This window comes from Mesorhizobium sp. USDA 4132 (assembly GCF_056279545.1).
Genome location: NZ_JBWCCP010000001.1, coordinates 1,269,740 through 1,293,810, shown reverse-complemented (window position 1 = coordinate 1,293,810; position 24,071 = coordinate 1,269,740). Strand labels below are relative to the sequence as shown.

Annotated in this window: 31 protein-coding genes; 3 read left to right on the top strand and 28 right to left on the bottom strand. The window is 64.2% G+C overall.

Features of this window, described 5'->3' with window-relative positions; translation table 11 throughout:
• Window positions 1–95: 95 nt before the first annotated feature.
• From ACZ9IU_RS06795 to ACZ9IU_RS06765, 7 genes are all read right to left on the bottom strand, one after another.
• Complete coding sequence (locus ACZ9IU_RS06795; protein WP_051899672.1) at window positions 96–563, bottom strand: NlpC/P60 family protein; 468 nt, start codon at window positions 561–563, stop codon at window positions 96–98.
• The gene (locus ACZ9IU_RS06790; RefSeq protein WP_038541313.1) at window positions 560–1,435 is read right to left on the bottom strand and encodes a phage/gene transfer agent baseplate hub protein; all 876 of its coding nucleotides are present in this window, start codon (window positions 1,433–1,435) and stop codon (window positions 560–562) included. Before ACZ9IU_RS06790 ends, ACZ9IU_RS06795 begins: the two co-directional genes overlap by 4 nt.
• Entirely contained in the window at window positions 1,432–2,070 is a 639-nt protein-coding gene (locus tag ACZ9IU_RS06785; protein ID WP_038541310.1) for a DUF2460 domain-containing protein, read from the bottom strand. Before ACZ9IU_RS06785 ends, ACZ9IU_RS06790 begins: the two co-directional genes overlap by 4 nt.
• A 21-nt stretch (window positions 2,071–2,091) precedes the next feature.
• Entirely contained in the window at window positions 2,092–2,622 is a 531-nt protein-coding gene (locus tag ACZ9IU_RS06780) for a phage tail tape measure protein (RefSeq protein ID WP_038541308.1), read from the bottom strand.
• Window positions 2,623–2,865: 243 nt separating this feature from the next.
• Window positions 2,866–3,063: a rcc01693 family protein gene (locus ACZ9IU_RS06775; protein ID WP_038548947.1), complete on the bottom strand. Its 198-nt coding sequence runs from the start codon at window positions 3,061–3,063 to the stop codon at window positions 2,866–2,868.
• Window positions 3,064–3,128: 65 nt separating this feature from the next.
• On the bottom strand, window positions 3,129–3,476 hold the full coding sequence (locus ACZ9IU_RS06770; RefSeq protein WP_038541305.1) for a gene transfer agent family protein: 348 nt from the start codon (window positions 3,474–3,476) through the stop codon (window positions 3,129–3,131).
• A complete protein-coding gene (locus tag ACZ9IU_RS06765) occupies window positions 3,476–3,883 on the bottom strand; it encodes a phage major tail protein, TP901-1 family (protein WP_038541300.1) in 408 nt (135 codons plus the stop codon). Before ACZ9IU_RS06765 ends, ACZ9IU_RS06770 begins: the two co-directional genes overlap by 1 nt.
• Window positions 3,884–3,989: 106 nt before the next feature.
• Here ACZ9IU_RS06765 and ACZ9IU_RS06760 point away from each other — a divergent pair, with 106 nt between their 5' ends.
• Window positions 3,990–5,234: an MFS transporter gene (locus ACZ9IU_RS06760; protein WP_038541297.1), complete on the top strand. Its 1,245-nt coding sequence runs from the start codon at window positions 3,990–3,992 to the stop codon at window positions 5,232–5,234.
• Here ACZ9IU_RS06760 and ACZ9IU_RS06755 read toward each other — a convergent pair.
• From ACZ9IU_RS06755 to ACZ9IU_RS06695, 13 genes are all read right to left on the bottom strand, one after another.
• The gene (locus ACZ9IU_RS06755) at window positions 5,196–5,696 is read right to left on the bottom strand and encodes a GNAT family N-acetyltransferase (protein ID WP_038541294.1); all 501 of its coding nucleotides are present in this window, start codon (window positions 5,694–5,696) and stop codon (window positions 5,196–5,198) included. The two genes, ACZ9IU_RS06760 and ACZ9IU_RS06755, sit on opposite strands and share 39 nt — an antisense overlap.
• 4 nt (window positions 5,697–5,700) lie before the next feature.
• Window positions 5,701–5,976, bottom strand: coding sequence for a type II toxin-antitoxin system TacA family antitoxin (locus tag ACZ9IU_RS06750; RefSeq protein WP_157885088.1), 276 nt, complete (start codon window positions 5,974–5,976; stop codon window positions 5,701–5,703).
• A 68-nt stretch (window positions 5,977–6,044) separates the two neighbouring features.
• Window positions 6,045–6,443, bottom strand: coding sequence for a DUF3168 domain-containing protein (locus ACZ9IU_RS06745; protein ID WP_038541288.1), 399 nt, complete (start codon window positions 6,441–6,443; stop codon window positions 6,045–6,047).
• Entirely contained in the window at window positions 6,440–6,772 is a 333-nt protein-coding gene (locus ACZ9IU_RS06740; RefSeq protein ID WP_038541285.1) for a phage head closure protein, read from the bottom strand. Before ACZ9IU_RS06740 ends, ACZ9IU_RS06745 begins: the two co-directional genes overlap by 4 nt.
• Complete coding sequence (locus ACZ9IU_RS06735; RefSeq protein ID WP_038541284.1) at window positions 6,772–7,341, bottom strand: head-tail connector protein; 570 nt, start codon at window positions 7,339–7,341, stop codon at window positions 6,772–6,774. The genes ACZ9IU_RS06740 and ACZ9IU_RS06735 overlap by 1 nt, the downstream gene beginning before the upstream one ends.
• A gap of 137 nt (window positions 7,342–7,478) precedes the next feature.
• A complete protein-coding gene (locus tag ACZ9IU_RS06730) occupies window positions 7,479–8,759 on the bottom strand; it encodes a phage major capsid protein (protein WP_038541281.1) in 1,281 nt (426 codons plus the stop codon).
• A complete protein-coding gene (locus tag ACZ9IU_RS06725; RefSeq protein ID WP_038541279.1) occupies window positions 8,756–9,337 on the bottom strand; it encodes an HK97 family phage prohead protease in 582 nt (193 codons plus the stop codon). Before ACZ9IU_RS06725 ends, ACZ9IU_RS06730 begins: the two co-directional genes overlap by 4 nt.
• A gap of 50 nt (window positions 9,338–9,387) precedes the next feature.
• Complete coding sequence (locus ACZ9IU_RS06720; protein ID WP_038541277.1) at window positions 9,388–9,723, bottom strand: DUF6107 family protein; 336 nt, start codon at window positions 9,721–9,723, stop codon at window positions 9,388–9,390.
• Window positions 9,724–9,946: 223 nt separating this feature from the next.
• Window positions 9,947–10,342 carry a type II toxin-antitoxin system RelE/ParE family toxin gene (locus ACZ9IU_RS06715; RefSeq protein WP_367396518.1) on the bottom strand — a complete coding sequence of 132 codons (396 nt, stop codon included), beginning with the start codon at window positions 10,340–10,342 and terminating at the stop codon, window positions 9,947–9,949.
• The gene (locus ACZ9IU_RS06710) at window positions 10,251–10,511 is read right to left on the bottom strand and encodes a CopG family ribbon-helix-helix protein (RefSeq protein ID WP_038541274.1); all 261 of its coding nucleotides are present in this window, start codon (window positions 10,509–10,511) and stop codon (window positions 10,251–10,253) included. The genes ACZ9IU_RS06715 and ACZ9IU_RS06710 overlap by 92 nt, the downstream gene beginning before the upstream one ends.
• A 54-nt stretch (window positions 10,512–10,565) precedes the next feature.
• Window positions 10,566–11,753 (bottom strand): phage portal protein, encoded by a 1,188-nt coding sequence (locus ACZ9IU_RS06705; RefSeq protein WP_038541255.1) that lies wholly within the window; start codon window positions 11,751–11,753, stop codon window positions 10,566–10,568.
• Between the two features lie 40 nt (window positions 11,754–11,793).
• The gene (locus ACZ9IU_RS06700; protein WP_038541252.1) at window positions 11,794–12,108 is read right to left on the bottom strand and encodes a Dabb family protein; all 315 of its coding nucleotides are present in this window, start codon (window positions 12,106–12,108) and stop codon (window positions 11,794–11,796) included.
• Between the two features lie 48 nt (window positions 12,109–12,156).
• Window positions 12,157–12,777 (bottom strand): chitinase, encoded by a 621-nt coding sequence (locus ACZ9IU_RS06695; RefSeq protein WP_038541249.1) that lies wholly within the window; start codon window positions 12,775–12,777, stop codon window positions 12,157–12,159.
• Between the two features lie 158 nt (window positions 12,778–12,935).
• Between ACZ9IU_RS06695 and ACZ9IU_RS06690 the strand changes: the two genes are divergently transcribed.
• Window positions 12,936–13,061 (top strand): hypothetical protein, encoded by a 126-nt coding sequence (locus tag ACZ9IU_RS06690; protein ID WP_256384740.1) that lies wholly within the window; start codon window positions 12,936–12,938, stop codon window positions 13,059–13,061.
• A 28-nt stretch (window positions 13,062–13,089) separates the two neighbouring features.
• On the opposite strand, the gene ACZ9IU_RS06685 is transcribed toward ACZ9IU_RS06690, so the two are convergent.
• The 4 genes from ACZ9IU_RS06685 to ACZ9IU_RS06670 form a co-directional block, all read right to left on the bottom strand.
• Window positions 13,090–14,310 (bottom strand): DNA-packaging protein, encoded by a 1,221-nt coding sequence (locus tag ACZ9IU_RS06685; protein WP_038541246.1) that lies wholly within the window; start codon window positions 14,308–14,310, stop codon window positions 13,090–13,092.
• Window positions 14,311–14,557: 247 nt separating this feature from the next.
• The gene (locus ACZ9IU_RS06680; RefSeq protein ID WP_065814767.1) at window positions 14,558–15,268 is read right to left on the bottom strand and encodes a hypothetical protein; all 711 of its coding nucleotides are present in this window, start codon (window positions 15,266–15,268) and stop codon (window positions 14,558–14,560) included.
• A gap of 273 nt (window positions 15,269–15,541) precedes the next feature.
• Complete coding sequence (locus ACZ9IU_RS06675) at window positions 15,542–17,002, bottom strand: protein adenylyltransferase SelO (RefSeq protein ID WP_038541245.1); 1,461 nt, start codon at window positions 17,000–17,002, stop codon at window positions 15,542–15,544.
• A gap of 97 nt (window positions 17,003–17,099) precedes the next feature.
• Window positions 17,100–18,488, bottom strand: a complete 1,389-nt coding sequence (locus tag ACZ9IU_RS06670; RefSeq protein WP_157885086.1) for an MFS transporter — start codon at window positions 18,486–18,488, stop codon at window positions 17,100–17,102.
• 207 nt (window positions 18,489–18,695) lie between these two features.
• On the opposite strand from ACZ9IU_RS06670, the gene ACZ9IU_RS06665 reads away from it, so the two are divergent.
• Entirely contained in the window at window positions 18,696–19,325 is a 630-nt protein-coding gene (locus ACZ9IU_RS06665; protein WP_038541235.1) for an outer membrane protein, read from the top strand.
• A 76-nt stretch (window positions 19,326–19,401) separates the two neighbouring features.
• Here ACZ9IU_RS06665 and ACZ9IU_RS06660 read toward each other — a convergent pair whose 3' ends face one another.
• The 4 genes from ACZ9IU_RS06660 to ACZ9IU_RS06645 form a co-directional block, all read right to left on the bottom strand.
• The gene (locus ACZ9IU_RS06660) at window positions 19,402–20,532 is read right to left on the bottom strand and encodes an esterase-like activity of phytase family protein (RefSeq protein ID WP_038541230.1); all 1,131 of its coding nucleotides are present in this window, start codon (window positions 20,530–20,532) and stop codon (window positions 19,402–19,404) included.
• A gap of 161 nt (window positions 20,533–20,693) precedes the next feature.
• Window positions 20,694–20,894 (bottom strand): heavy-metal-associated domain-containing protein, encoded by a 201-nt coding sequence (locus tag ACZ9IU_RS06655; RefSeq protein WP_038541227.1) that lies wholly within the window; start codon window positions 20,892–20,894, stop codon window positions 20,694–20,696.
• 275 nt (window positions 20,895–21,169) lie between these two features.
• Entirely contained in the window at window positions 21,170–21,604 is a 435-nt protein-coding gene (cueR, locus tag ACZ9IU_RS06650) for a Cu(I)-responsive transcriptional regulator (RefSeq protein ID WP_038541224.1), read from the bottom strand.
• The gene (locus ACZ9IU_RS06645) at window positions 21,601–24,027 is read right to left on the bottom strand and encodes a heavy metal translocating P-type ATPase (RefSeq protein ID WP_038541221.1); all 2,427 of its coding nucleotides are present in this window, start codon (window positions 24,025–24,027) and stop codon (window positions 21,601–21,603) included. The genes cueR and ACZ9IU_RS06645 overlap by 4 nt, the downstream gene beginning before the upstream one ends.
• Between the last annotated feature and the right edge of the window lie 44 nt (window positions 24,028–24,071).

Here is a 24,071-nt window from a genome sequence, read left to right as displayed (position 1 = left end):
CGATGGGCGAGGCTGCAACCTCGCTCATCACTCCAAAAAAGATAACAATCTCTTGGCAACCAACAAGTAATCCTTAGTTGCATAAATTACAACTTTTAAGTTTTCCAGGTTGTGCTGCGCATGATCAAGGATCGCATCGGAAACCGGTGCACCCCCGCAATCCGTCGCCGCCACGATGGTACCAGCGCCGAACGCGTCACCGCCGATTGCTCATAGGCATGGATGAAATGCTGCGGCCCGGCCAACACCCCGGCATGTTTGGCCGCGCAATCCGGCCGCCAGCGAAACAGCAGGACGTCGCCAGGCTCCGCCTCCGCCAACGGCACCGCCGGCCCGAAGAGCCGCGCGGCCGCGTCCGCAAGCCGGTCTTCACCGCTCCGCTCCGCCCAATCGGGCGCATAGGCGGGCACCGTCTCCGGCTCCTCGCCGTAAAGCTCGCGCCAGATCCCGCGGATGAGCCCGATGCAATCGCAGCCGACGCCCCTCGTAGCGCCCTGATGTCGATAGGGCGTGCCTATCCATCCCTCGGCCAGTGCCACGACCCGCTCGCTTTGCCCGCTCATTCGAAGATCGGGCCGCCGTCATGGACCCGCTCCCCATCGACATAGGAATAGGCAAAATCGGCGCCGGGAACATGCGGAAAACCGCGGAAATTCAGATGGTTCGCAAAGCGCGCCTTGCAGGTTGCAAACGACTTGTCGCATCCCGCGGTCAGCGTAAACGTGTGGCCCGCCGCAACCGGCTCCTCCAGTGGCAGCCAGAAAGTCAGCTCCACCGAACCGTCCGACCTCTTCTCGTGCGCGTCGACATCGACCGCCACGCCGTCCGAAAACGTCAGCACGCCGTGGCGGAAAAACCCGCTCGCGAAACCACCGAGCCCCGAGACCACAATCCGGCTCGCGTCCTTTACCGCGACCACCGCCCCTTCGCCGCGCCACAGGGCCAGGTCTACGCCGCAGCGCGTATCCCCGAGGCTCGCGTCGCAGCGTCGGTTGTAGACGCGCCCCTGCGGCTGGCTCAGCCGATGCGCCAGACTGCGCAGCTCTGCGCGAAACTGACCGCCGGTGCGGGAAACCTCGCCGATCTCCCGCACGTTCAAAAGCACGTGCTGGTCCGGTGCCGCCCAATTGACGAGAAACAGTTCCACCCGCGCACCGTCGTATCTGCCGGTCGCCAGATCCTGCTCGCCAATCGCCGCATTTGAAAAGCCACCGACGACCTCGTCGGCGCTGGCGGAAAGTCCCGTTGCCGCCTCCGCCTCGCTTGCCGAAAACCCGCTTGCCGCCAGGAAGGTCGTGCCGCTGAATGTCAGGTCATGGTCGTGTTCGGTGAAACCCAGGATCACGCCGTCGCGCCGCGTCACCCGCCATGCGTGACAGGTGGTCGTTGCCTCCTGCGCCAGATGCTCGGCCAGATCAGCCGGTATGGTTCTCATGCCAAAACCTCCGTCAGCGGAATGGTCGGGATGCGCCCGGCATCAAAATGCGCGAGGTTGACGTCGATCCGGTCGGTATCGAACCGCACCGGCACGTCGAATTCGTAACCCGCCCGCACCGCCGCCCCGGCCGGTGGAGCATGCCCGGCGGTAAAGGTGACGATTCCCGTTGCCGCATCGACGGACCAGGCTTCCGCAGGTACTGCGACGCCGTCCACCGACAAGGTGACCGAGCCAGTGACCGGCTTGACGATCCGCCTCGTCCAGCTGCCGCCGCCATCCGCGTAGGTTTTGACGAGCTGGAATGCCGCGGTCTCCCCGTCGCCCGTGCCGATTGCCTGGTCGGTCGCCGATAACGCCTCGCCCGGCGCGCAGGATTTCCAGTCGACGGGATCGCGGAACCGAAAGCCGTAAAGCTGCCCGCCCCGCGCCTCGAAAAATTCCAGCACCGCATAAAGATCGGTGAGCGATTTCACCCCCGAACCGGCATCATAGCTGCGCCTTGAATCCCGCCAGCGCTGGTTGCGCTGCTCGCGCCCGTTGGAAAGATTGACGATATCGGTGCGCCGCACCGGCCCCCCGGTTGCCCCGAGCGCCAGGCGCAGCGGGAACCGAACCTCGTGAAAACCGCTCATCTCATCCTCGCAACATCATCGTCACAAACCACGCCGCCCGCGCGAGACGCTACGCGCCAGCATGGCGGAAATCTGCCCTTCGCTTTTGCGAAAGCTCGCGGCATCGCTCGCCGTCACGTTGAAGACGATCTGCGGCGTGGCCTCGCCCGCCGACGCAACGCCGAGTGCGCCGTCCGGCCCGCGTCTGAGCGGCAGGATCGCTTCCGCGCCGGCCTCGCCCATCAGGCCCATATCGCCGCCCATCGGGAAGAAGCTCGGGGAACGCACGACACCGCCGTCGGCAAACGGCGTCACAGACCCCACCAGTCCGCCGATCGCATTGCCCAGCATGTTTTCGAGCGGCTTCAACCCGGCCGCCAGCGCGATATCCGAAAGCCGGTTGCCGAGCCCCTTGAGTACGTCCTCGAGCCCGCGCCCGCCCGTCGTCGCGGATCTGAGGGCCCCGGTCAGTGCGGCCCCGAAGCGCTGCGAGCGGACTTCGAGATCCGCCATCACGCCGGTCAGCGCCTCCGCACCGGAGAGCGTGCCGGCCAAACTATTGTCGTCTTCCATTGTGGACTCCCGTTTCGTCGCCGCGGTCCTTCATAGGAAATCTTGCAAGATCCGCCCCTCATCCGGCTGCCGCCACCTTCTCCCCGTTTTCACGGGGAGAAGGGCGCAAGTCGCGCCGACCTTGCCCAATCACGGGCAACACGCAAGGCACGTCCCCTCTCCCCGTCAAAACGGGGAGAGGGTTAGGGTGAGGGGCAATTTTGGACGCAACGCCAACTGACAGAAACAAGACGAGCGGCAGACTCACTCATCCGGAAACGCCTGCATCAGCGCGTCCAGCCCCGCTCTCTCGATTCCAGCGCCACGTCCCTTCAGCCCGCCGGTCATGGCAAAAAACTCGACGGGCGTCAGCGCCCAGAAATCCCTCGGCGGAAGCCGCAGCAGGCAGAGGCCGGCATGCATCACCACATCCCACGGAAACGGTAACCTCGCCTCGTCGATCGCGATTGAGGCCGAGAACCCACTCGAAGTTCCTCCTGCGATCGCTCCGATGCCCGCTGCGGCTCTCAAGGGTTTGCCGTGGCTTTGCCGCCCGGCTCCGCAAACGTCGCGGCCAGCAGATCCCCGACAATCTGCGCATAGGCTAAAATTCCGCCCTCGATGCTCATTGCCGCCACCTCATCGTCGGAGAAGAGATTGCCGCCGCCTCTCAGGCCGGCACCGATCAGCCGGATCATGTCCGCCGCCTTCAGCCGCCCGGAGGAAAACCGTTCCGCCAGCCCGTTGAGGTCGCTGACGGAAAACGCGGTTTCCAGTTCCGCCAATGCGCCGAGCGTCAGGCAGAGAATGCGGCGGTCGCCGTCGATCACCGCCTCCACCTCGCCGCGCCTGCGGTTTGCGTGTCCGCCCGCCATCACAGCACTTCGAAGGTCAGGCTGCCGGCCGATTCCAGCGCCAGTTCAAAGCGGATCTCGCCATTGTGCTCGCCGGAATATTCGAGCGCCGTCACCTGGAACGGTCCGGTCAACGTGCCGAAGGCCGGGATCAGGATCTGCCAGGCCAGAATACTGCCGGCAAAGAATGCAGCCCGCACCAGCGCATCGCTTTCCTGGTCCTTGAAAATGCCGGCGCCGGTCAGCGAAGCGCGCTGCACGCCGGCGCCACCCAGAAGCTCGCGCCAACGCCCGGCGCTTTCGGCATCGGTGATGTCGACGGTCTCGGCATTGAAGGCGAGGCGCTTCGAGCGCAGCCCCGCCACCGTCAAGAACGCGCCGTCATTGTCGATCTTCAAGAGCAGGTCCTTGCCCTTCTGCGCCACCATGTGGAAGTCCTTTCCGCTGTTGTCCGTTTGTCGCTTCCGCACCGTAAAAAGCGGTGCTAGAGCATCGGGCGCTCAACCATCCCTTTCGCGAATGCCTCCCGCCGCCATGCCCAAAATCCTCCCGCTGCGCTCGGCGCAGACGATCGCCGTGCTCGCCGTCACCCAGATCATTTCCTGGGGCACGACCTTCGATATGCTCGGGGTCATGGGCCGCATCGTCGCGCCGGAACTTAATCTTCCGAACGAGGTCGTGTTCTTCGGCCTGTCGATCATGATGCTGGTCAGTGCGCTTGCCGGTCCCGCGACCGGGCGGCTGCTCGGTCGCCATGGCGCTGCAAAGGTCATGGCGAGCGCGTCCGTCATCTTCGCGATCGGCCTCACGCTGCTCGCGAGCGCTCACGAAATCCTGGTTTACGGGCTCGCGTGGATCGTGATCGGCATCGGCGGCGCGCTCGGCCTGTCGGCGCCGGCCTACACGGCGGTCGTCGAGCGCGAGGGGCTGGGCGGCAAGCGCATCATCGCCATCCTGATGCTGTTCACCGGCCTTTCGGCGACTATTTTCTGGCCGCTCCTGGCGCTGATGAACGATCTCGTCGGCTGGCGGATGACGTTCGTATTCTCAGCCATGCTGCAGCTCTTCATCTGCCTGCCGCTCTATCTGTTCGGCCTTCCCAAACCGATCGACCGCAACGAGCAAACACAGGCCACGGATACGGTTCCTGTCGATTTCACGCCGCCGGAACGCCGTCGCGCCTTCTTCCTGGTGGCGGCGGCAACGGCGATCAGCTCGTTTATCAGCTTCGGCCTGTCACCCTCGCTGCTGGCCCTGCTGCAACAGGCCGGCGCCTCGCCAGCACTTGCCCTGCAGCTCGGCTCGGCCCGCGGCGCGATCGGCGTTTCCGCCCGCTTCGTCGACATGGCGCTTGGCCGACGCGGCAATGCGCTTCTCACGTCGCTTGTCGGCACCGGACTGGTTCTCTTCAGTTTCCTGCTCGCCGCGACCGTCACGTCCTCGCCCCCAGTCCTGGTGGTGTTCATGGTGCTCTATGGCTTCGGCACCGGCGTGCTCGCGGTCGCCCGCGCGCTCCTGCCGCTGTCGCTGTTTTCGCCCCGCGAATTCGGCCTGCAATCGGCCCGCCTGTCGATGCCGCAGAACCTTGCCAATGCCGCCGCACCGGTCATCTTCACCGCCCTCCTCGACCGCGTCGGCGCCACGGCGGCGCTTGTGACCGGCGCCGTGCTCTCGGCAATCTCGCTGGTATTGGTGCTGATGCTGGTGGGGCTGGTGCGCAGCGCGAATGGGCGGAGCCGCCTAGCTGCTGATCGAAGCCAGGATATCCTTGACCGGTAATAGCAAGGTCCGGTCCAGTCCCTTGGCCTGGCGGAAACCGTATCTGAGGTAAAACCTTGTTGCCTCATCGTCGAGCGCATGAACCATCACTGCCCGGAACGCCACCACTTCAGAGGTCGCAACCACGGCCAACAGAGCATTCTTCAGCAGTTCGCCGCCCAGCCCTTGTCCATGATGCCTCCGGTCCACCGCAAGCCGAGCCAGCAGGGCCACAGGGATCTCGCCCGGCGCCTGATGGCCCTTGACATGACGGGGCGCTTTTTCACGCGAAATCATGCCGGCGCAAAGCGAGTGGTAACCGACCACCCGAAAATCGGCGTCGGCAATCACGAAGGTCCGTGTGTAACCCTGCACCTGATTGTGAAGCGCCATCTCCTTCAGGAAGACATCGAGCACCGGCTTGCCGCTGTCGAACTCCCCAAGATGATGCTGTTCACTCAGCGGGGCCGGTTTGCGATACATGGTCTCAGTCGAGCCATTCGCGGTTCGACTTCAGCAGAGCCGAGAGTTTCTCATTGACCTGAGCAGGCTCGCCAAGCAGATCCTCGACGGCATCGAAGACAGTCGCGTCGACACCAATGAACCGCTGGTCCAAAAGCTCCTTCTGGGCCACTGCAAAGGCCGCTTCCGTCATGAATGCTGTCAGCGACTTACCGGAAATCTCCGCCGCGCGGGCAATCACGTCCCGCGTGCCGGCATCGATCCGCAAATTGATCGTTTCGCTTTTTCGAAGAGCTACCATTGCCATCACCCCAATGCACATACATTGTATATACATCTCCGGTGAAATATTCAATGATCAGGCTTTCATTATTCCGTCACCGCCCGAAACCGCATCTCCGCCAGATAGAACTTCGTCTTCGGCTCCCGCCGCGTCCTTGTGCCGACCTGCAGCAGGTTCACCAGCACCGCACCGTCGAGCGGCAATGCCGCATCGTGGAGCAGGCCATGCACCAGGCCGGCGATCTCCTGTGCCTGCCGCCGTCCCTCGCCGTCCGACCAGATTTCCAGAACCAGAAGATGTTCCTCGCCGGCCTCGCTGGCTGTCGAAAAATCCCGTGTCTCCATCTCGCCGAACACAATGCAGGGCAGTTTTGGCCGCGGCAGAAGCCGGTCTCGGATGCCGTCCGTGCCGATGATCGCGGTCAGCGCCGCATCACTGGCAAGCGTCTGGTGGATCGCCTGCAGAAGCGCATTTCCCGCCGTCATCGGGCTTCCTCCTCGCATTGGCAGACGAGATAACGCCGCGTCTCGTCCGGATCGCGCACCAGCTTGACCAGGAATATCCGGCCGCCCTTTCGAAACCGCTGGCCGGCTGAAATGCCGTCGCGGAACCGTGTCCAGATGCGGTGGCTGATGGTGCCGGCCTCTGCGGCCGCCTGTTCGGCTACCACGACCGAGAGAGGCTCGATCCGCGCCCAGAGCGTCGCCGTCACCTCCCAGGCGACCGTCGCGCCGCCTTGCCGGTCCGGCATCGCCTGCGGCGCCTCGAGGTCGAGCCTTGCCGTCATCAACCCCGGATCGAAGAACACGACCATTAGAGCCTCCGCATCCGGAAAGGCGCGATCAGCCGCTCATAGCCGTCGGGGATGCCGGCCGGCTGGTTCTCCGGCGAAACGACGCCGCGGAAGGCGAACATGTGGCCGATATGGATCGACATCGCCCGTTTCAGCGTATCCGGCACATCGGTGCCCGCCTCGCCGAAACCGGCCGAAAAGTCGATCTCGATGCCGTTGATCGACCTGCCCGGCGCCGGTGGGTGCCGCAGCCAAAGCCGCGCCGGACGGCCCTTGCCGTCGAGCAGATGATCTTCCAGTGGAACTTCAAGCGCAGTGCCGTCAGCGTCGTAAACCGTAACGTTCTGAATCTCTTGCACCGGCGATCTCGAAATCCGGATCACCCCGTCCGCCGGCCAGCGGTCGAGATAGAACCGCCAGGTTTGAGAGATCAGGCAAAGCCCCGTCTCCCGCTCAAGGTGCTCGCGGGCGGTGCTGATCAGCGAGGCCAGCAACGCATCCTCGTCGCTTCCGTCAAGACGCAGATGCGCCTTCACCTCGGCAAGCGTCAGCGGCTCCGCGGAAGGCGGAGTGGTTTGGGCATAGGTCATGGGGATCCCGGGGGTGAGTAGTGGTTAGCCGGTAGTGAGTAGTAAGGCGCAAGCAGAGGGCGTGACGTGGAAAAGGCGGCCAACTGATTGGCCGCCCCTACTCACTAATCACTACCCACTACTCACTTTGCGGCGGCTCATGCCGCCGCAAACTTCACCACCTTGATCGCCTCGAAATTCTGCACCCCGCCGCCGACGCGCTTGGTGGTGTAGAAAAGCACATAGGGTTTCGCCGAATAGGGATCGCGCAGGATACGCACGCCCGCCCGGTCGACGACGAGATAACCGGAGCGGAAATCGCCGAACGCGATCGAGAGCGAGTTCTCCGCCACGTCGGGCATCTCTTCGGCTTCGGCGATCGGAAAGCCCATCAGCGAGGCCGGTTGGCCGGCTGATACCGGCGGGTGCCAGAGATAGTTGCCGTCGCCGTCCTTGAACTTGCGGATGTCGCCCTGCGCCTTGCGGTTCATCATGAACGTGCCGTTCTGGCGATGGCCGGCCTTCAGCGCATAAATGACCTCGATCAGCGTGTCCGAAGGACCGGTCGTTTTCCAACCGCCCGCAACGCCGGTGGCGATATGGCCGATATTGCCCCAGCTCCAGGAGCCTTCCGCCACCGTCGGATAGGACAGAAATCCTTTCGGCTTGTTGGTGCCGTCGCCGCGGATGAAGGCGTCGCCCTCCTGCTCGGCAAACACGATGTCCACCTCGCCGGCGATCCAGGCCTCGATGTCGACCGCCGAGTCGTCCAGCAGCGACTGCGTCGCGGCCGGCATGGCGTAGAGCTCCATGGTCGGGAAGGTGAGCTCCGTGAGCTGCGGCGTATTGGTCTGCGGCCGCGCCGTGGTCTCCGCCACCCAGCCGGTGGAAAGCCCGGCCGCCGCGAACGGCTTCTTCAGCACGGCGGAGGATACGGTACGCACGGTCGAGAGCGCCCGCATCGGCGAGACCGCCGAAATCCGCCGGCCGATTTCCGTGTCGGTTTCCGGCGGCACGAGATAACCGCCATCGGCACCGGTCCCGGAAGAAAACGCCTTGGCCTCCAGTTCGCGCAGACCGTTTTCCTCGCCGCGGCGGACATAGGCGTCGAAGGCCGCCTTATGCTCCACGACCTCTGCCGAAAGCTCCGAGCCGCCGCGGCCAAGCTGCGGCCTGGCCTTCTTCAGCACCAGCTGGTCGAGCACCTTCTTCTGGTCGTCGACGGCGCGGTTGATGCGGTCCATCTTGTCGCGGGTCACGACGTCGGCGGTCAGCTTCTGCTCGATCTCGCCGAGGCGCCGGTCGTTGACCTCCTTGAAGGCCTCGAACGCCTCCATAAATTCGTCGAAGGCCGCCGTCACCGTTTCCGGCACTCCCTTGACTTCGGGGGCTTTCACTTCGGGCGCCACGCTTGCCATCGTTCTCGCCTGCTCGGTCATATCACTTTTCCTTTGAAGGTTGATTTCATCATCATCTTCGCCGCCCGCCGCATCTGGCGGACGAGTTCGGTTTCCCTGTCGCGGAAGAACCGCGCATGCTTGACGTTGGAGACCCGCGCCGATGGCAACATCGGAAAGGTCACCACCGAAATTTCCCACAGATCGGCCTCGAGGATTTTGCGCACGCCCGTCTTGGCGTCGGTGCGGGCCTTGACCGTGCGGAACCCGATCGACAGCCCGTCGAGCGCGCCGGATTTCATCAGCGCCAGCACCTCGCGGGAGCGGGCGACGCCCGGCGACAGCATGCCCTCGACGTAAAGCCCGCGGGCATCCTCCCGGATCGTCCGCCAGGCGCCGATCGGCTCGGAAGGGTCGTGCTGATAGAGCATCCGCACCCCAGGCGCCCCACGCTCGACGAGGCAATTGCGAAAGGCGCCGCGCTCGATCGTATCCTTGCCGAGGTCGACTTCGCCGAAGACGCTGGCGTAACCGGAGAAAACCCCGTCGCCGGTAAGCCCAGCGAGTTCCAGATTGGCAAATTTGCGCGCAGTCGGACGCGGCCCGCGATAAGCGTGCATTGGTATTCTCCTAACGATTGAATTGGTGCTGGCCCGGACGACGGCCGAAGTTATGCCCCGCCGCCCCGTCCCCCATATCTGACGGCGATCCGCGCCAGCGCGCCCAGCACCCACCAGGCACAAAGACTGGCCGCTGCCGACCCCGTCAGCATCACTTCCACGCCGGAAAGCTCCCCGCCGATCCCCAGCCGCTCCACCAGCCAAAGCCCGGTCGGCCCGCCGAAGATCATCCCGCAACTCAGGCCCGTCAGAAACCGGCTCGCCGCCTCGCGACGGCTCTTCGGCAGCAGATAGATCAGCGACACGCCGGCTCCCGCCGTGGCGCCCACCGCCTTGGCGGCCCAGATGCCGGCCAGGGCGCCCGGATCGTTTCCGAGATCAGCCATTTTTAATCTCTCTTGTTTATGATGCACGCATACGGACCGAACGGCGCCGCTGCCATGCAACCAGCCGTTCCGCGCTCGACACAGGGTCGGCGGATCCAATTTCCATGAATATTCAGAATCGCTTGGGGCTACTTGCTGCGACGTTGAGTCCGGCACTTCGCAAGTTGAGTGAGTTCGGAGACCGATTCAGCAGACCTGCAGAAAGTGTGCCTCCTCAAGGATTTCATTCGAAGTCGTCGTCTTCGTCCTTTTCGAGATCCGCTGGCCCCTGCCGCGCATGCATGATGGAGACAATCAGTATCCGATCCGCCTCGATGACATAGTCCAGATGATAGGGCGCAGATACGAAACGGCGAATTCCTTCGACCGGCGCCACAGCGGTCCCGACACGAGGATGATCCGCAATCAACCGTGCCGCCCTCTTGACCTGTTCCGAAAAGGCAATGGAGACCGTCGGCTGAATTGGGCAAGATACGCCCTTTCCCGTTGGACGTAGCGTATCGCTTCTTCCGACAGGAACACCTTCATCAGGCGGCGTCCTCGCGGTTGAGACGGTCAAGCTCAGTGAAAAACTCCTCCGCCTCCACGAAGCGCCCGGCCTCGATATCCTCCCTGCCACGCTGGATGCTCAGGATTTCGCTTCCCTCCGCCATCAGGTAATATTTCAGCGCCCGGACGATCACCCAGGATCGGCTTCTGTCCGCTGTCTCAGCGATCTTCTCGATGTCCTCAAGGATGTCGAGCGGCAGGCGCAGCGTGATCGGGTCTGAAAGAACAGGCTTGGCCATCTGGGCCTCCATTTGTAATACGACGTATTACAATCTACACCCCTTGCTTACGGATTAATACCCCACCGCCTGGCGCTTCTCCTCGTCGCTCAGGAACGCCGCCGCCCCGACCCTTGCCCACAGCGCCTCACGCTCGGCGGAAAGGCCGGCGATCCGGTCGAGATCCGGCTCCAGCCGCAGCCGATCGCCATAGGCCTCCGACAGCCAGGCGGAAAAGCTCGCGGCGGTACGGGAGATCAGCGGCAGCACGGTGAGGCGGTAGAAGGCGCGGTTGGCCTCCTGGTAGTTGGCATAGGTATTGTCGCCCGGAATGCCGATCAGCATCGGCGGCACGCCGAAGGCGAGTGCGATGTCGCGGGCGGCCCCGTTCTTGGCCTCGATGAAATCCATGTCCTTCGGCGACAGGCCCATCGCCTTCCAGTCGAGCCCGCCTTCGAGCAGCAGCGGCCGGCCGGCATTGACGGCGCCGGAATAACCCGCCTCCAACTCGTCCTTCAGCCGCTCGTACTGGTCGACGGAGAGGTTGCCGCCGTCCTTCGGCTGGTAGACCAGCGCGCCGGAAGGTCTAGCGGAATTGTCGAGCAGCGCCTTGTTCCAGCTCGCCGCCGCATTATGCAGGTCGAGTGCCGCACCCGCCGCTCCGAGCGGCGGAAAACCGCAATGGTCGTCGAGCGGATGAAACAGCTTGAGGTGCAGCAGGGCGATGCCATCGCTCTCGGCCGGCAGCCGCCGCGTGGTGCCGCCGGCGCGGTAATCGTAACCCGCCACCCAGCCGTCGCGGCCCTCGACCACGCTCACCCGGTCGGGCCGGAGCAGATGCAGTTCGCGTAAGCTCCCGTCGATCGACAACGGCTCGACATAGGCATTGCCGGAAAGCGCCAGGTGCCCGTAGAGCGCCTCGAAAAAGTCAGGCCCGCCCTGCCGGCCGTTCGGCCGCGCCAAGAGCGCCAGCGCCGGATGTTCGGCAAGCTCCGTCGCCCCGTCATAGGCAAGCCACGGCACGGCTGCGGCGGCTTCGGCGATCATCCGCACCGCCCGATAGGCGACCGGGTTCCTCATGAAGCCCGCCCGCGCCAGCGCCGCATAGGACCGCCCCGACCACTGCGCCGCTCCCTCGCCCGAGACGATCGCAAAACCGGAGGCCGTCTTGGTTTCGGTTTTTTGGGTGTCGGTCCCCTGGATTTCGGGCACGGCCTGTCGCCCACCCGCGGAAAACCAGGGGCGCCGGAATGGAGATTTCATCGTGACTTGTCCTTTTCGCTCGCGGGCGCCAAGGCCCACTTCAGGGAAGCGGCAGGGGCGATTTCACCGCGTTTTCACTGTCGAAATCGGCCGCAATGCGCATTTCGCGGATCGGGCGGACGATATCGATCGATGCCTGGTAGACCGGATGCGCCTTGTAGGCTGCCAGCGCCGCCGCATCCTCGAATTCGCCGTAGACGACCAGATCGACTTCGTTGCCGAGCTGGTCGCTCTTCACATTGGCGCCGATCTCCAGGGTCAGCGCATGCGGGTTGCCGGTCAGAAGCGAAAGACCTGCCCGGACCCGGTCGATCTCGCCTGCCTGCGCCGTGAAAAATACGATGTGGCGTATCATGGAACCTCCAGCAATGCGGAGGCCTGCTATCATGGCCTGCAGTGGGCTTCAATGCGGCTTGGTGTCCAGCGCCTCGGCGAACATTTGCGCATGCCGCGCCACCAGGTCCGCCCGGTCGTTGCCGTTGATGATTTTTCTGGCGCCCAGCCAATCCGCCCTGCCCCGCCCGAAATAATCGCCGAGCTTGCAGCCGGTGAAGCTGCCACACCACATGCCCTCGATCAGGATCGCGACCGACACCGGCATCTCCATCGCCCGGCCCGGATCCGCCACCAGGTCGATCCCGGTCACAGCCGACATCGCCGCGTAGTTCCGCCTGTGGGTGAGCTGCACCAGCCCGCGGCCGAGCCAGCTTTTTCCGTCCGCGTCCGGACGCCAGTAAGGCGTCTTCACCGACCCGAGCCGGCCCGCCGCAAAAGCTTCGTCCAGCCGTGCGATCGCCGACCTGTCGCTGGCCGCCAGGGTCTCGCGGACGGGCTGCATCGTGGCGGCCGTCTCGTGAAAGGCGGTCGCCAGCACATAGGCGAGCGGCTGCGCCTCATCCTGGCCGACCCTTGCCTGCCAGCCATCGAGAATCGCCGTCAGCCCCTCCACCTGACCGGCAGCGAGCCGGCCTTTGAAGAGCTTTGTCCGCACGAAATCAAAGAAGGCATACCGGTTGTGAGCCATCTGGTGCCTACTCCCATACCGCGTCGCAGGGTTTCAATCGGTTTAGAAAAACTAAATCGTTTTAAGCTTTTAGGCGGCAGTTTACTTTTTTCTAACGGTATGGAACCAACGGCGTCACACGACGTTCTTGTCGGCTTTCTAAACAACAGGAGATCATGATGATGCAGCAGCCCGCACCGGCCGCCCCTTCCAAGCCGATCCCGCAGCATGTCGTCGAGCGGATCGAATCCGAGTGGAAGCAGATGCGCGAAAGCGCCCAGCCAAAGCCGGTCACCCCGCGCTGATCATCATCACCTGAGCGGCGAGCCGCGCTCAAACACCGCGCACGCGCGGCTCCCCATGACCTTCCAGCATCAGCGCCGTCAGCGCCCAGACCAGCGCATCGAGCCGGTCGGGCGAACGGCCTGAAGACAGACCGTCCGGGCCGAAGTCACACATCTGATCTTCAAGCTCGGCAAACCGCCCGGCATGCGCCACCCGCCCCTGTTCGTAGAGGGCAGCAACAGGTTCGGCGCGCAGGAATTTTCCGCGCGTCGCCCTGACCATAGTCACCGGCAGCGCCGCATCGACGCTTTTCAGCATCGCCGTCACCATCTCGCCGCCCTGGTTCACCTCGGCCACCACCCGGTCCGCCTGGAAGCGCGCATAAGCGCGCGCCACCGCGTTCGCCCAGCCCGCCGGGGTTTTGCCTTCGACCGAACAATCGGCCAGCACCACCGCCCGGCCGCTCGCCTCCAATCCGGCGACGACGATGCCGCAGCAGGAATGTTCCCCCGAACCCGAAGGCGGGTCGACGGCAACCACAATGCGCCGCAGCGCCCCGGTAAACCGGATCGTGAAGGCCTCGAGGTCGGCCCGTTTCCACAGCGCGTCCTCGCGGTCCTCGATCAGCTCGCCGGCGAGTTCCTGCCGTCCGAGCCTCGTTCCCCCATACCGCGCATCCAGTGCCGAAATGAAGCCCGGTGAAAGGTTGCCGGCATTGGCCTGGGTCGAGATCCTCACGAGCTGCGTCCCGGGATCGGCGATCAGCCGTTTCAGGATCGGCACCGGCCGCGGCGTGGTCGTCACCAGCTGGCGCGGATCGGCCCCGAGCCTAAGCCCGAACTGCAGCATGTCGAAGGTTTCCTCCGCATGCCGCCACTTGGCGAGCTCGTCGCACCAGGCGAAATGAAACTGCGGGCCGCGCAGGCTTTCCGGATCTTCCGAGGAAAAGATCTGCGCGATCGCCCCGTTCGGCCAGACCAGCCTCCGGCGCGAAATCTCGAAATCCGGCCGGTTCTTTCGGGCAATCCGGCAGATGCCGGACACCCCGTCGATCATCACCTCGCGGGCATCGCCCAGCGTTTCCGCCACCAGCGCTATCCTGAGATCCGACCTGCTGCCGACCGAGGCCAGCCCATGGATCCATTCCGCGCCTGCCCGCGTCTTGCCCGAACCGCGCCCACCCATGATCAACCACGTCCGCCAGTCGCCGGCCGGCGGCTTTTGGTCGGGACGGCCCTTTATATCCCAGTCGCGTTCATGAGCGGGCATGAAGCCAGATAGAGACGTGTCGGGCTCGTCATTCCGCTCCAGAGCGTGCTCGCTTCCAGGAGCAGACCCGTGCGGCAGACCGATCTCCCCCCTTGAGGGGGAGATGCCCGGCAGGGCAGAGGGGGGTGCTGCGGCACATTCTTCGACAGTTGAGTTCGCGGCGCCACCCCCCTCTGTCACCTTCGGTGACATCTCCCCCTCAAGGGGGGAGATCGGAGGGCGTTTGCCGCGCCCGGCGTTTCCTTGCTCAATCACGCTTCTCAAGGCCGTGCTTTTCACAACGGCTTCGCAATATTCCTCCCGCGCAGCCGTGATCGTCCGCAGACCCCGGTTCAACCCCGACGCCCCCTTTGAGGCTTTGACCGCGATCTTCTCCTGCGCTCGCAGCAAGGTCCGTTGGCTCGGAGGACGCGTGTCCAAACCTCTCCAAAACGAGGGGCGGCGGTCCATCCCGCTTCCATGCTTCGAAAAGCCGATAGGCGTTTTCATTGGCGCGATCCTCGATCATTTTCAGGAAGCGGACCTTGGCCTCCTCATACCCACCCTCGTCCGCATCGCGCTCGGCGGCCTCGTCGCGGTCGCGGGCGAGCTGGCGTTGCAGGCTGTCGACCTTTTCGAGCGTGCGGACGATCAGAGACATGGCGTCGGTCGCGGCCTTCACGTCGGCACGCGCCAGTTTCTGGGCGGCGTCGTCGCCATCTGTGAGCGCCGCCTCCGCCGCGGTCCGCATCCGCCGGAAGGTCGAAAACTGGTCGCGCATTTCGACGGTCATCTCGTTCAACAGCCGCCGCAGCTCCTCGCCCGGAGAGAATGCGCCCTCGGCCGACTTGATCTCCAGCAGCACGCCGCGCACGGCGTCCGAAAGCACGGAATCGTCCATGACGACCGCGTCGCCATAGACGGGCGCCTCCGTCCAGAGCCCGAAAAGCGCCGGATCGAACGTCTCGAATTCATCCATCTGGGATATCCCCGGGGCCGAAATAGGAGCCAAAATTTCGGCGCAGAAAATCCCGCCGCCCCCGTTTCCGGTCACCGCGCGTCCCCACTGCCGATTGTCGAGATAAAAAGAAGGCCCGGCTTTGGGACCGGGCCAATTTGACTGGAAGTCTTGCCACCGGCCGCCCGAAGGCCACTTGCCGGCGCAATTCTTCGACTGTGCCTAGAACCTACCAAACAACCGTCACGCCGTCAAGGACTATTTTCCTAATTAGCAAAAATTAATTTACAGGTGTCACGTCCCGCAGAACGTCTGCGTCACCCGCTCCTCAGGCTTCGGCGGCTGCATGTAGCTCACGAATTCCGGCCGCTCTTCGAAAGGTTTTTCCAAGGCCTCCAGCAACCGTTCGAAGAAGCTGAAGTCGCCGTAATTGGCGGCCGAAAGGGCTTCCTGGACCTTGTGATTGCGGGGGATAACCGCCGGGTTGACGGCGCGCAGTCCTGCCGCCAGTTCGCCGACCGGCCGCGCCTCCGCGGTCAACCGCTCGCGCCAGCCGGCGAGCCAGGTCTGCGCCTTGTCGGGATCGGCAAAACACTTGAGGAACGCCTCTTGCCCGCCCTCCGCTGCATCGGCAAGCCGCCGGAAGGCCAGCGTAAAATCCGCCTGCCCCTCGTGCATGGCCGCCAGTAGCGCCTGGATCAGCTCGCCATCGCTGTCAGTCTCGGTCGCAAGGCCGATCTTTGCCCGAAAAACCCCGATCCACTCTTTCCGGAATCGCTCGCCAAAGGCCTTCAGCACGGCGTTCGCCGCTTCCACGGCCTTTTCCTCGTCCTCGTCCAGCAGCGGCAGCAGGCATTCCGCCAGCCGCGCAATGTTCCACCGGCCGATGCCCGGCTGGTTGCGATAGGCGTAACGGCCGCCCTGGTCGATCGAGGAAAACACCTTCATCGGGTCGTATTCGTCGAGGAAGGCGCAAGGGCCGAAATCGATCGTCTCGCCCGAAATCGTCATGTTGTCGGTGTTCATCACCCCATGGATGAAGCCGATACCCATCCAGCGGGCGATCAGATCCGCCTGCCGCGCCGCTACGCCCTGCAGCAGCGCCAGATAGGGGTTTTTCGCCGTTTTCAGCTCCGGATAGTGCCGCTCGATGACGTAGTCGGCGAGCAATTTGATCCCGTCATTGTCACCGCGGGCGGCAAAGAACTGGAAGGTGCCGATCCGCACGTGGCTGGCCGCGACGCGCACGAACACAGCGCCCTGTTCCACCGTCTCGCGATAGACCTGCTCGCCGGTCGCGACAGCCGCCAAGGCCCGCGTTGCCGGCACGCCGAGCGCATTCATCGCCTCGGAGACGATATATTCGCGCAGCACCGGTCCCAAAGCCGCACGTCCGTCGCCTCTGCGGGAATAGGGCGTCGGTCCGGCGCCTTTCAGCTGGATGTCGCGGCGTTTGCCGTTGCGGTCGACGACCTCGCCCAGCAATATCGCCCGCCCGTCGCCCAGCTGCGGCACGAAATTGCCGAACTGGTGGCCGGCATAAGCCATGGCGATCGGCATGGCGCCGGGCGGCATGACATTGCCGGCAAGGATCGCCGCCAGCCGGGCGGGATCGGAAAAATCGGCTTCGACGCCCAGTTCCTCTGCCAGTTCCGCGTTGAATTTCAGGAGCTTCGGCCCCTCCACTGGTTCAGGATAGACGGAGGCGAAAAACCTGTCCGGCAGGCGTGCATAGGAATTGTCGAACTGGAACACGGGAAGGTCTCCTTTGGCCGCCGGGATGCGGCGACCTTTTCTTCAAATATGGGAAATCTGTCCCGCCGAACAAGCGAAATGCGCTTTTGTTGCGCCCTCAAGCCTTGGTAAGCCGCACGCCGAAGCCAAGGAGAAATGTCAGCAGCGCACCGGCCGCCGCAGTCCCGTAGAGCCACAGGGCCGGCCCCCCGGTATTGCCGTTCTCCAGCGCCGAAACCAGGCCGGTCGCACTGGCGATCATGCCGGCGATCCCCGCGCCGATCGCGTAACCGGCGGTCGAAATCGTCGGCAGCAAGGCACTTGCGAGATCGCGCTCCTGCCTTGCTGCCGCTTCCATCGCCGCCTGGTTGACGCTTGCCCAGGCGACGCCGAAGCCCGTACCGATCGCCACCTGGCCCGCCAGCAGCAGCACCAGCGAGCCGCTCGCGAACGCGGCCGCGAGGCAGAGGAAACCGGCCAATTGAAACAATGCGCCTGCGCGCATCCACCGATGCCGCGGAGCAAGCGCCGTAATCCTGCTCGCGACCACGGCGACGGCACTCCAGGAGAGCGCCATGGTCACCACCAGATAACCGACCACCGCCGGCCGGAAACCGAAGACGGCGTCGATCATCAGCGCCAGGTAAACGCTGCCGACCGAGTGGCTCGCCGACATCAGGAACAGCACCCAGAACCCGTGCCCGAGAACCGAACCGAGCCGGAAGGCGCCTTCCGGAAACAGCCTCGGCCCGATCCGCCCATCGAGCTTCAGCGCCGGCAGGAACAGGCCCGCGCCTGCCACCACCGCCGCCGCCTGCATCGCCCCTCCGGTCACCACCGAGGAGAGCGACAGGACGAAGGAGGCCGCAAGGCAGAGCGAAATGGTGGCGGCGGAGAGCGGCACCGGCGCCGCCTCCGTCACCCTCACCTTCGCGGTCAGCGCAAAGACGGCCAGCAGAACCATGAAAGGCGAGACGGCCAGGAAAGACGCTCGCCAGGAATAGGCCTCGGTCAGAAGCCCGCCCGCCAATGGTCCGGCAATCGCCGCCACCGCCCAGACGATCGCCTCCACCGCAAACACCTTGGCGATCAGCGCGGAGGGAAAGTTGGCGGGGATGAGACTGTAACAGATCGCTACGATCAGCCCGTCGGCAATGCCCTGCAGCAGGCGCCCGGCCATGATCCAGGAAAAGGCCGGCGCCGACAGTGCCAGCAGCCCGCCGGCCGCAAAGATCAGCGCCGAAAGGACGAGAATGAAGCGCGCGCCGAACCGGTCGCGCATCGCCGCAGCCCCGGTGCCGCCGGCGATCGAGCCGAGGAAATACAGCGTATAGGCCCAGCTGAAATAACCCGTGCCGCCGATTTCTCTCGCTGCCGGCGGCAGCGCCGCAACGATCGCGAACTGGTTGAAGGCATGCAGCCCGATCCCCGCCGAGATCAGCCCCAGCATCGCCCCTTCGCGGCCTCCGAGAAGCCTCGACCAGCCCACATTAATGTCCTGCAACACGCCCTGCCCCTTATCCGGTTTTTCAGTCCCGGGCACGCTACAACCTCAAGTCTGATTGAGGTCAAGGGGGAAGCCCAAAATTAAACCTTCGCGTTTTCAGTATCTTAAGGCGTAATTGCAGATTCTCTCCGATGTTGTATTTTAGCTACAGCTTTCCAAGCAAACCGCTCTATTTGCGTTTTTGCCAACCAATCGGAGGGAATATCCATGAAGGCTCTTTTCATCCTTGCAGCGTCGGCCGCCATGACCGCCTCTTCCGTTGCTTACGCAGCCGACGCCGTCGAACAGATCCCGCAAGCGCCGCAAGCCGTCGAAACGCCCGTCGTATTCTCCTGGAACGGCCCCTACATCGGTGCCCACACGGGATATGCCTGGGGCAGCGGCGATGCCCCAGGCGGCGGTTCGGACGATTTCGACAGCTGGAGGCTTGGCGGCTTCGTCGGTTATAACTGGCAGTTCTCCAGCGGTTTCGTCGCCGGTATCGAAGGTGACGTCAACTACGACTGGAACAAGAACAGCTATGCCGGCGGCATCGACGTCGACACCGGGTTCTCCGGTTCGGTTCGCGGCCGTGTCGGTTACGCCATGGACCGGGCGCTGATCTTCGCGGCAGCCGGCTGGACGGCCACCACCGCCCATATCGACGGCGGCGGCTTTGACGACGACGACATGCTCAACGGCTGGACAGTCGGCGCGGGCGTCGATTACGCCTTCACCGACAATATCTTCGGCCGCCTCGAATACCGCTACAACGACTTCGGAAACGGCAGCCTCGGCGGCGCCGATTTCGACTTCAGCCAGCACGTGATCAACGTCGGCATCGGCGTGAAGTTCTAAGCCGCGGCTTCGGGATACGTTCAATGCTCCACCTTGCGACAAGGTGGAGCAAGATTTTTGATGGTCGCCTGCTTCATCAGGGGCGTGCCAGCACCTTGAAGGCGATGAACTGCGTCTTCTGTTCCTTCGAGAAATTGTTGTCGGAAACAAAGATCAGCAGGTCGCTGCCATCGGTGCCCTTGGCGAAGGTGACGGCCTCGATATTGTCCGGCTGCAGGCCGATCGCCCGCATGTCGAGCACTTGGGCCTTGCGCACCGGCACGATGGCCGCGTCGGTATTGGCGAGTGAAGGGATGGCCGAGACATCGGTGGCGCCCTCGGTATCGACCATGAAGACCTTGATCGAACTGCCGAACCCTTGCGCAAAACCGCGCTCGACCACCAGCAGGCGGTGGTCATCCAGGCTTAGGATCTCCGAAGCGCCGTTGTCGTGATAGCCCTTGTCGACGGTCGGCGCCTGGGGGATCGGCGCGATCGGATAGACATATTCGGCCTTAGGCTTGCCGGTTGCCGCGTCGTAGCGGATCATGCGGGCGAGCGTGCCGCGGGTGAGCCCGGAGATCGGGCCGTCCTGGAACAGCGCCGATTCGACCTCCACCATCAGGTCGCCGCCGGGCAGCGTCGCGAGCCCTTCGAAGGCGAGGTTGTCGCGGATGCCGGCGGACTTGTCGGCGGTCGGCATAAAAGCCTTGGGAAGCTCGAATTCGCGCAGGAAGGCGCCGTCCGGGCTGGCGACACGCACGAAGGGCGGCAGAAGCTGCTTCACGTCGCCTTCGCTCGACCAGTAGATGCCGTCCTTGCCAAGCCGGATCGATTCCGGATCGACGCTCTTGGCCGCAAAAGCCTCGCCGTTTTTGTCCTTCAGGGTCACGGTCTTGACCACCTTCACATCGCTGATGCCGGCAGCGCTCGCCTCGATCGAAAGCTCGTAGAACCGGGCCGGGGCCCGCTCCGAACGGTCGTCGGAAATGGCGATATAGCGATTGCTTGCCGGGTCGTAATCAAGACCGGACAGGCCACCGAACTCGACGCCATCGAACAGCGTGCCGGTCGTAATGCTAAATTCGCCCACGAAGGAAAGCCCGATCGCCGCCTTGCAATCGCCGAACGGGCAAGGAGTTGCGACCGTCACACCGGGCTCGGCGGCATGGGCAACGGGTGCGAAGAGGATGGCGAGGGCAACGGTTGAAAACAGCGCTTTGAGCATGATCGGTGTCCGGCAATTCGAGGCGGGTGAAAAACGGCGACCCGCCTCACGAATGAAAGCCGGTCCCGCAGTTGCTCTTCCTCTGCCACGCGAGTTTTGCGGACGTATAACGGCCGGCCGTCAGAATCTTGAAATTTTCATGACGGGTGGTGTGGGAGACCTCAGACCGCGGCCCGTTCGGGTGAATACCCCGCCTCGCGGATCGCCTCTTCGGCCTTCGCCGCGTCGCCTTCGATCGCCACCGTCTTGGCCGTCAGATCGATCGCCACCGCCGCGCCTGGCAGGGCTTCCGCCAGGGCGCCACGCACGGTCTTTTCGCAATGGCCACAGGTCATGTCCGGCACGGTGAAAATCGCAGTCATCCGAATCTCCTTGTTCGATAGATGTGTTGTGCAGCTTCCCATGGAGGGAAGGTCAAGTGCATTTGAGGAATGAAGCCGGTGCGGCATTCTCCCAGTGATCTCCCCCCTTGAGGGGGAGATGTCATCGAAGATGACAGAGGGGGGTGGCGACGGTGCGAAAGTGCAGTGGCCGAAGAATATGCGGAGAGGTCACCCCCCTCTGCCCTGCCGGGCATCTCCCCCTCAAGGGGGGAGATTGGATGTGGCGCGGTCCTGCCTCATCCTGGTGGGAGGTATCAAGCAGTCTGTCTCATCTTTTTCCTCGCCGCCGGCACTGGCGTACCATCCCCCGCCAGATCATCAAGAATCGGGCAGTTGGGGCGGTTGTCGCCGCCGCAGCAGTGGGCGAGGTGTTTCAGCGTCTTCAGCATGCCCTGCATCTCGGCGATGCGTCGTTCGAGGTCGCCGATATGGGCAGTCGCCACCTCCTTGACGGCAGCACTTTCGCGGCTCTTGTCCTGCCAGAGTTTCAGCAGCGTCTCGGTCTCTTCGAGCGAAAAGCCGAGATTGCGCGCCCGCTTGATGAAGCGGAGGATATGCACCTCCTCCTCGCCGTAGACCCGATAATTGTTGCCGCTGCGGCCCATCGGGCGGATCAGGCCGATCTCCTCGTAATAGCGGATCATCTTGGCCGAAACGCCGGACGCGCTGGAGGCTTCGCCGATATTCATTTCGTTTCTCCCACTTTCACGGTCTTCAGCCGCAGCGCATTGCCGAGCACGAAGACGCTCGACAGCGCCATGGCGCCGGCGGCGATCATCGGCGACAGCAGCCAGCCGAAGGCCGGGTAAAGCACGCCGGCTGCGACCGGCACCAGCGCCACGTTGTAACCGAAGGCCCAGAACAGGTTCTGCTTGATATTGGTCATGGTCGCCCGGCTCATGGCGATGGCCGAAACCGCGCCCGACAGATCGCCGCCGACCAGAACCACGTCAGCGCTTTCGATCGCCACGTCCGTGCCGGTACCGATGGCGATGCCGATATCGGCCTCGGCGAGCGCCGGCGCATCGTTGATGCCGTCGCCGACGAAGGCGAGCTTTTTCCCGTCGACGCGCATCTCGTGGATCGCCTTCACCTTGCCTTCCGGCAGGACCTCGGCGACGACCTTGTCTATGCCGACCTGTCTTGCGATCGCCTCCGCGGTGCGGCGGTTGTCGCCGGTCACCATGGCTACTTCGACGCCCATCGCCTGCAGCGCCCTGATCGCGGCGCGGCTTGAGGGTTTCAGCGGATCGGCAACCGCGATCACCGCTGCCAGCTTGCCGTCGACAGCGGCATAAAGCGGCGTCTTGCCCTCGTCGCCCAGCCTGGCGGCTGCTTCCGCAAACACCTTGACCGAAAGCCCCAGCTTTTCCATGAACCGGTCGGCGCCGACCGAGATCTTGCGGCCGTTTGCTTCCGCCTCGATACCGTAACCGGTCACCGACGAGAAGTGCTCCGCCTTCGGCACGGTCAGGCCCTTGGCTTCGGCCGCCTTGACGATCGCCTCGGCGATCGGGTGTTCGGACTGCGCCTCGACGCTTGCGACCAGCGTCAACACGTCATCCCCGGCGAAACCTTGCGCCGTCACAAGGTCGGTCAGTTCCGGCCGGCCCTTGGTGACGGTGCCGGTCTTGTCGACTACGACGAGCTGGACATTGCGCAACTCCTGCAGCGCCTCGCCCTTGCGGAACAGCACGCCGAGTTCGGCCGCGCGGCCGCCGCCAACGACGATCGAGGTGGGCACGGCAAGCCCCATGGCGCAGGGGCAGGCGATGATCAGCACGGCGACCGCATTGACCAGCGCGTGGGTGAGCGCCGGTTCGGGGCCGACGAAGAACCAGACGGCGAAGGTCAGGACCGCAAGCGCAATCACCGCCGGCACGAACCAGGCGGTCACCCGGTCGACCAGCGTCTGGATCGGCAGTTTGGAGCCCTGCGCCTGCTCTACCATACGGATGATCTGCGCCAGCATCGTGTCGCGGCCGACCTTGTCGGCCCGGAAACGGAAGGCGCCGGTCTTGTTGATCGTGCCGCCGACCACGATCGCGCCGGCCGCCTTTGCGACCGGGAGCGGCTCGCCCGAAATCATCGATTCATCGACATTCGAGGAGCCGTCGATGACCGTGCCGTCGACCGGAATACGCTCGCCCGGCCGGATCACCAGCACGTCGCCGGCAACCACCTGTTCGGTCGGGATATCCAGCAGCTTGCCATCGCGCTCGACGCAGGCGGTCTTCGCCTGCAGCCGGCTCAGCTTCTCGATCGCCTCGCCGGTGCGGCCCGTGGCGCGGGCCTCCAGCAGCCGGCCGAACAGGATCAGCGTGACGATCACGGTCGCGGCCTCGTAGTAGACGAAGCGGGCGCTCTCCGGCAGCAGGTCCGGGGCAAACGTCGTCACCAGCGAATAACCGTAGGCCGCCAGCACGCCGACCGCGACCAGCGAATTCATCTCCGGCACGCCGCGCAGCAGCGCCGGCAGGCCGAGCTTCAGGAACCGGAAGCCTGGGCCGAAAACGACCACCGTCGCCAGTGCGAAATAGAGATAATAAAGGTTCTGCGTCTCGATCACGCCCATCAGCCAGTGGTGGAACGGATCGTAGACGTGGCCTGCCATTTCCAGCACGAACAGCGGCAGGGTCAGCACGAAGGCGATCGCCAGGTCGCGCTTCAGCACGCCCTCCTCGCCCTGGTGCATATGCATGTGGTCATGCCCGCCGGCATGGCCCGCCTGGTCGTGCCCCATGGCGGCATGGTCCATGTGGGCTTCTGGCGCGGGATGGTCGGGATGATGTCCGTGGTGGTGCTCGTGGCCGGCATGCGCCGTCGGCGGCACGAGCGGCATCATGCCCGCCTCACGCATCGCATGGTCCATGGCGCCTGGCTGGATTTCGTAACCGATCTTCCGGATCGCCTTCGTCAGCTCCTCCGGCGAAAAGCCCTCGGCCGATTCCACCGTCAGTTTCTTGGTCGCGAAGTTGACGGCGCTCCTGTCGATGCCCGCCACTTTGGCCGCGGCGTTCTCGACACGGCGCACGCAGGAGGCGCAGGTCATGCCCTCGACGGGAACGGTAAAAGGCTCGGCCTTGTGGATCGGCTTGACGGTCTCGTTCATGGGCGCAATCTCCCCTTTTTTGTTGGGATGTCTCACTGTCCCAC

Excerpts from the sequence above, each read along its gene's own strand:
- ACZ9IU_RS06780 (WP_038541308.1), bottom strand. The coding sequence starts at position 2,622 with ATGGAAGACGACAATAGTTTGGCCGGCACGCTCTCCGGTGCGGAGGCG.
- ACZ9IU_RS06705 (WP_038541255.1), bottom strand. The coding sequence starts at position 11,753 with ATGAAATCTCCATTCCGGCGCCCCTGGTTTTCCGCGGGTGGGCGACAG.
- ACZ9IU_RS06720 (WP_038541277.1), bottom strand. The coding sequence starts at position 9,723 with ATGGCTGATCTCGGAAACGATCCGGGCGCCCTGGCCGGCATCTGGGCC.
- ACZ9IU_RS06785 (WP_038541310.1), bottom strand. The coding sequence starts at position 2,070 with ATGAGCGGTTTTCACGAGGTTCGGTTCCCGCTGCGCCTGGCGCTCGGG.
- ACZ9IU_RS06750 (WP_157885088.1), bottom strand. The coding sequence starts at position 5,976 with ATGGTAGCTCTTCGAAAAAGCGAAACGATCAATTTGCGGATCGATGCC.
- ACZ9IU_RS06735 (WP_038541284.1), bottom strand. The coding sequence starts at position 7,341 with ATGACCTATGCCCAAACCACTCCGCCTTCCGCGGAGCCGCTGACGCTT.
- ACZ9IU_RS06685 (WP_038541246.1), bottom strand. The coding sequence starts at position 14,310 with ATGCCCGCTCATGAACGCGACTGGGATATAAAGGGCCGTCCCGACCAA.
- ACZ9IU_RS06660 (WP_038541230.1), bottom strand. The coding sequence starts at position 20,532 with ATGCTCAAAGCGCTGTTTTCAACCGTTGCCCTCGCCATCCTCTTCGCA.
- ACZ9IU_RS06710 (WP_038541274.1), bottom strand. The coding sequence starts at position 10,511 with ATGGCCAAGCCTGTTCTTTCAGACCCGATCACGCTGCGCCTGCCGCTC.
- ACZ9IU_RS06765 (WP_038541300.1), bottom strand. The coding sequence starts at position 3,883 with ATGGTGGCGCAGAAGGGCAAGGACCTGCTCTTGAAGATCGACAATGAC.
- ACZ9IU_RS06680 (WP_065814767.1), bottom strand. The coding sequence starts at position 15,268 with ATGGATGAATTCGAGACGTTCGATCCGGCGCTTTTCGGGCTCTGGACG.
- ACZ9IU_RS06725 (WP_038541279.1), bottom strand. The coding sequence starts at position 9,337 with ATGCACGCTTATCGCGGGCCGCGTCCGACTGCGCGCAAATTTGCCAAT.
- ACZ9IU_RS06730 (WP_038541281.1), bottom strand. The coding sequence starts at position 8,759 with ATGACCGAGCAGGCGAGAACGATGGCAAGCGTGGCGCCCGAAGTGAAA.
- ACZ9IU_RS06795 (WP_051899672.1), bottom strand. The coding sequence starts at position 563 with ATGAGCGGGCAAAGCGAGCGGGTCGTGGCACTGGCCGAGGGATGGATA.
- ACZ9IU_RS06690 (WP_256384740.1), top strand. The coding sequence starts at position 12,936 with ATGATGCAGCAGCCCGCACCGGCCGCCCCTTCCAAGCCGATCCCGCAG.
- ACZ9IU_RS06740 (WP_038541285.1), bottom strand. The coding sequence starts at position 6,772 with ATGGTCGTGTTCTTCGATCCGGGGTTGATGACGGCAAGGCTCGACCTC.
- ACZ9IU_RS06645 (WP_038541221.1), bottom strand. The coding sequence starts at position 24,027 with ATGAACGAGACCGTCAAGCCGATCCACAAGGCCGAGCCTTTTACCGTT.
- ACZ9IU_RS06755 (WP_038541294.1), bottom strand. The coding sequence starts at position 5,696 with ATGTATCGCAAACCGGCCCCGCTGAGTGAACAGCATCATCTTGGGGAG.
- ACZ9IU_RS06665 (WP_038541235.1), top strand. The coding sequence starts at position 18,696 with ATGAAGGCTCTTTTCATCCTTGCAGCGTCGGCCGCCATGACCGCCTCT.
- ACZ9IU_RS06700 (WP_038541252.1), bottom strand. The coding sequence starts at position 12,108 with ATGATACGCCACATCGTATTTTTCACGGCGCAGGCAGGCGAGATCGAC.
- ACZ9IU_RS06790 (WP_038541313.1), bottom strand. The coding sequence starts at position 1,435 with ATGAGAACCATACCGGCTGATCTGGCCGAGCATCTGGCGCAGGAGGCA.
- ACZ9IU_RS06655 (WP_038541227.1), bottom strand. The coding sequence starts at position 20,894 with ATGACTGCGATTTTCACCGTGCCGGACATGACCTGTGGCCATTGCGAA.
- ACZ9IU_RS06695 (WP_038541249.1), bottom strand. The coding sequence starts at position 12,777 with ATGGCTCACAACCGGTATGCCTTCTTTGATTTCGTGCGGACAAAGCTC.
- ACZ9IU_RS06760 (WP_038541297.1), top strand. The coding sequence starts at position 3,990 with ATGCCCAAAATCCTCCCGCTGCGCTCGGCGCAGACGATCGCCGTGCTC.
- cueR (WP_038541224.1), bottom strand. The coding sequence starts at position 21,604 with ATGAATATCGGCGAAGCCTCCAGCGCGTCCGGCGTTTCGGCCAAGATG.
- ACZ9IU_RS06745 (WP_038541288.1), bottom strand. The coding sequence starts at position 6,443 with ATGACGGCGGGAAATGCGCTTCTGCAGGCGATCCACCAGACGCTTGCC.
- ACZ9IU_RS06770 (WP_038541305.1), bottom strand. The coding sequence starts at position 3,476 with ATGGCGGGCGGACACGCAAACCGCAGGCGCGGCGAGGTGGAGGCGGTG.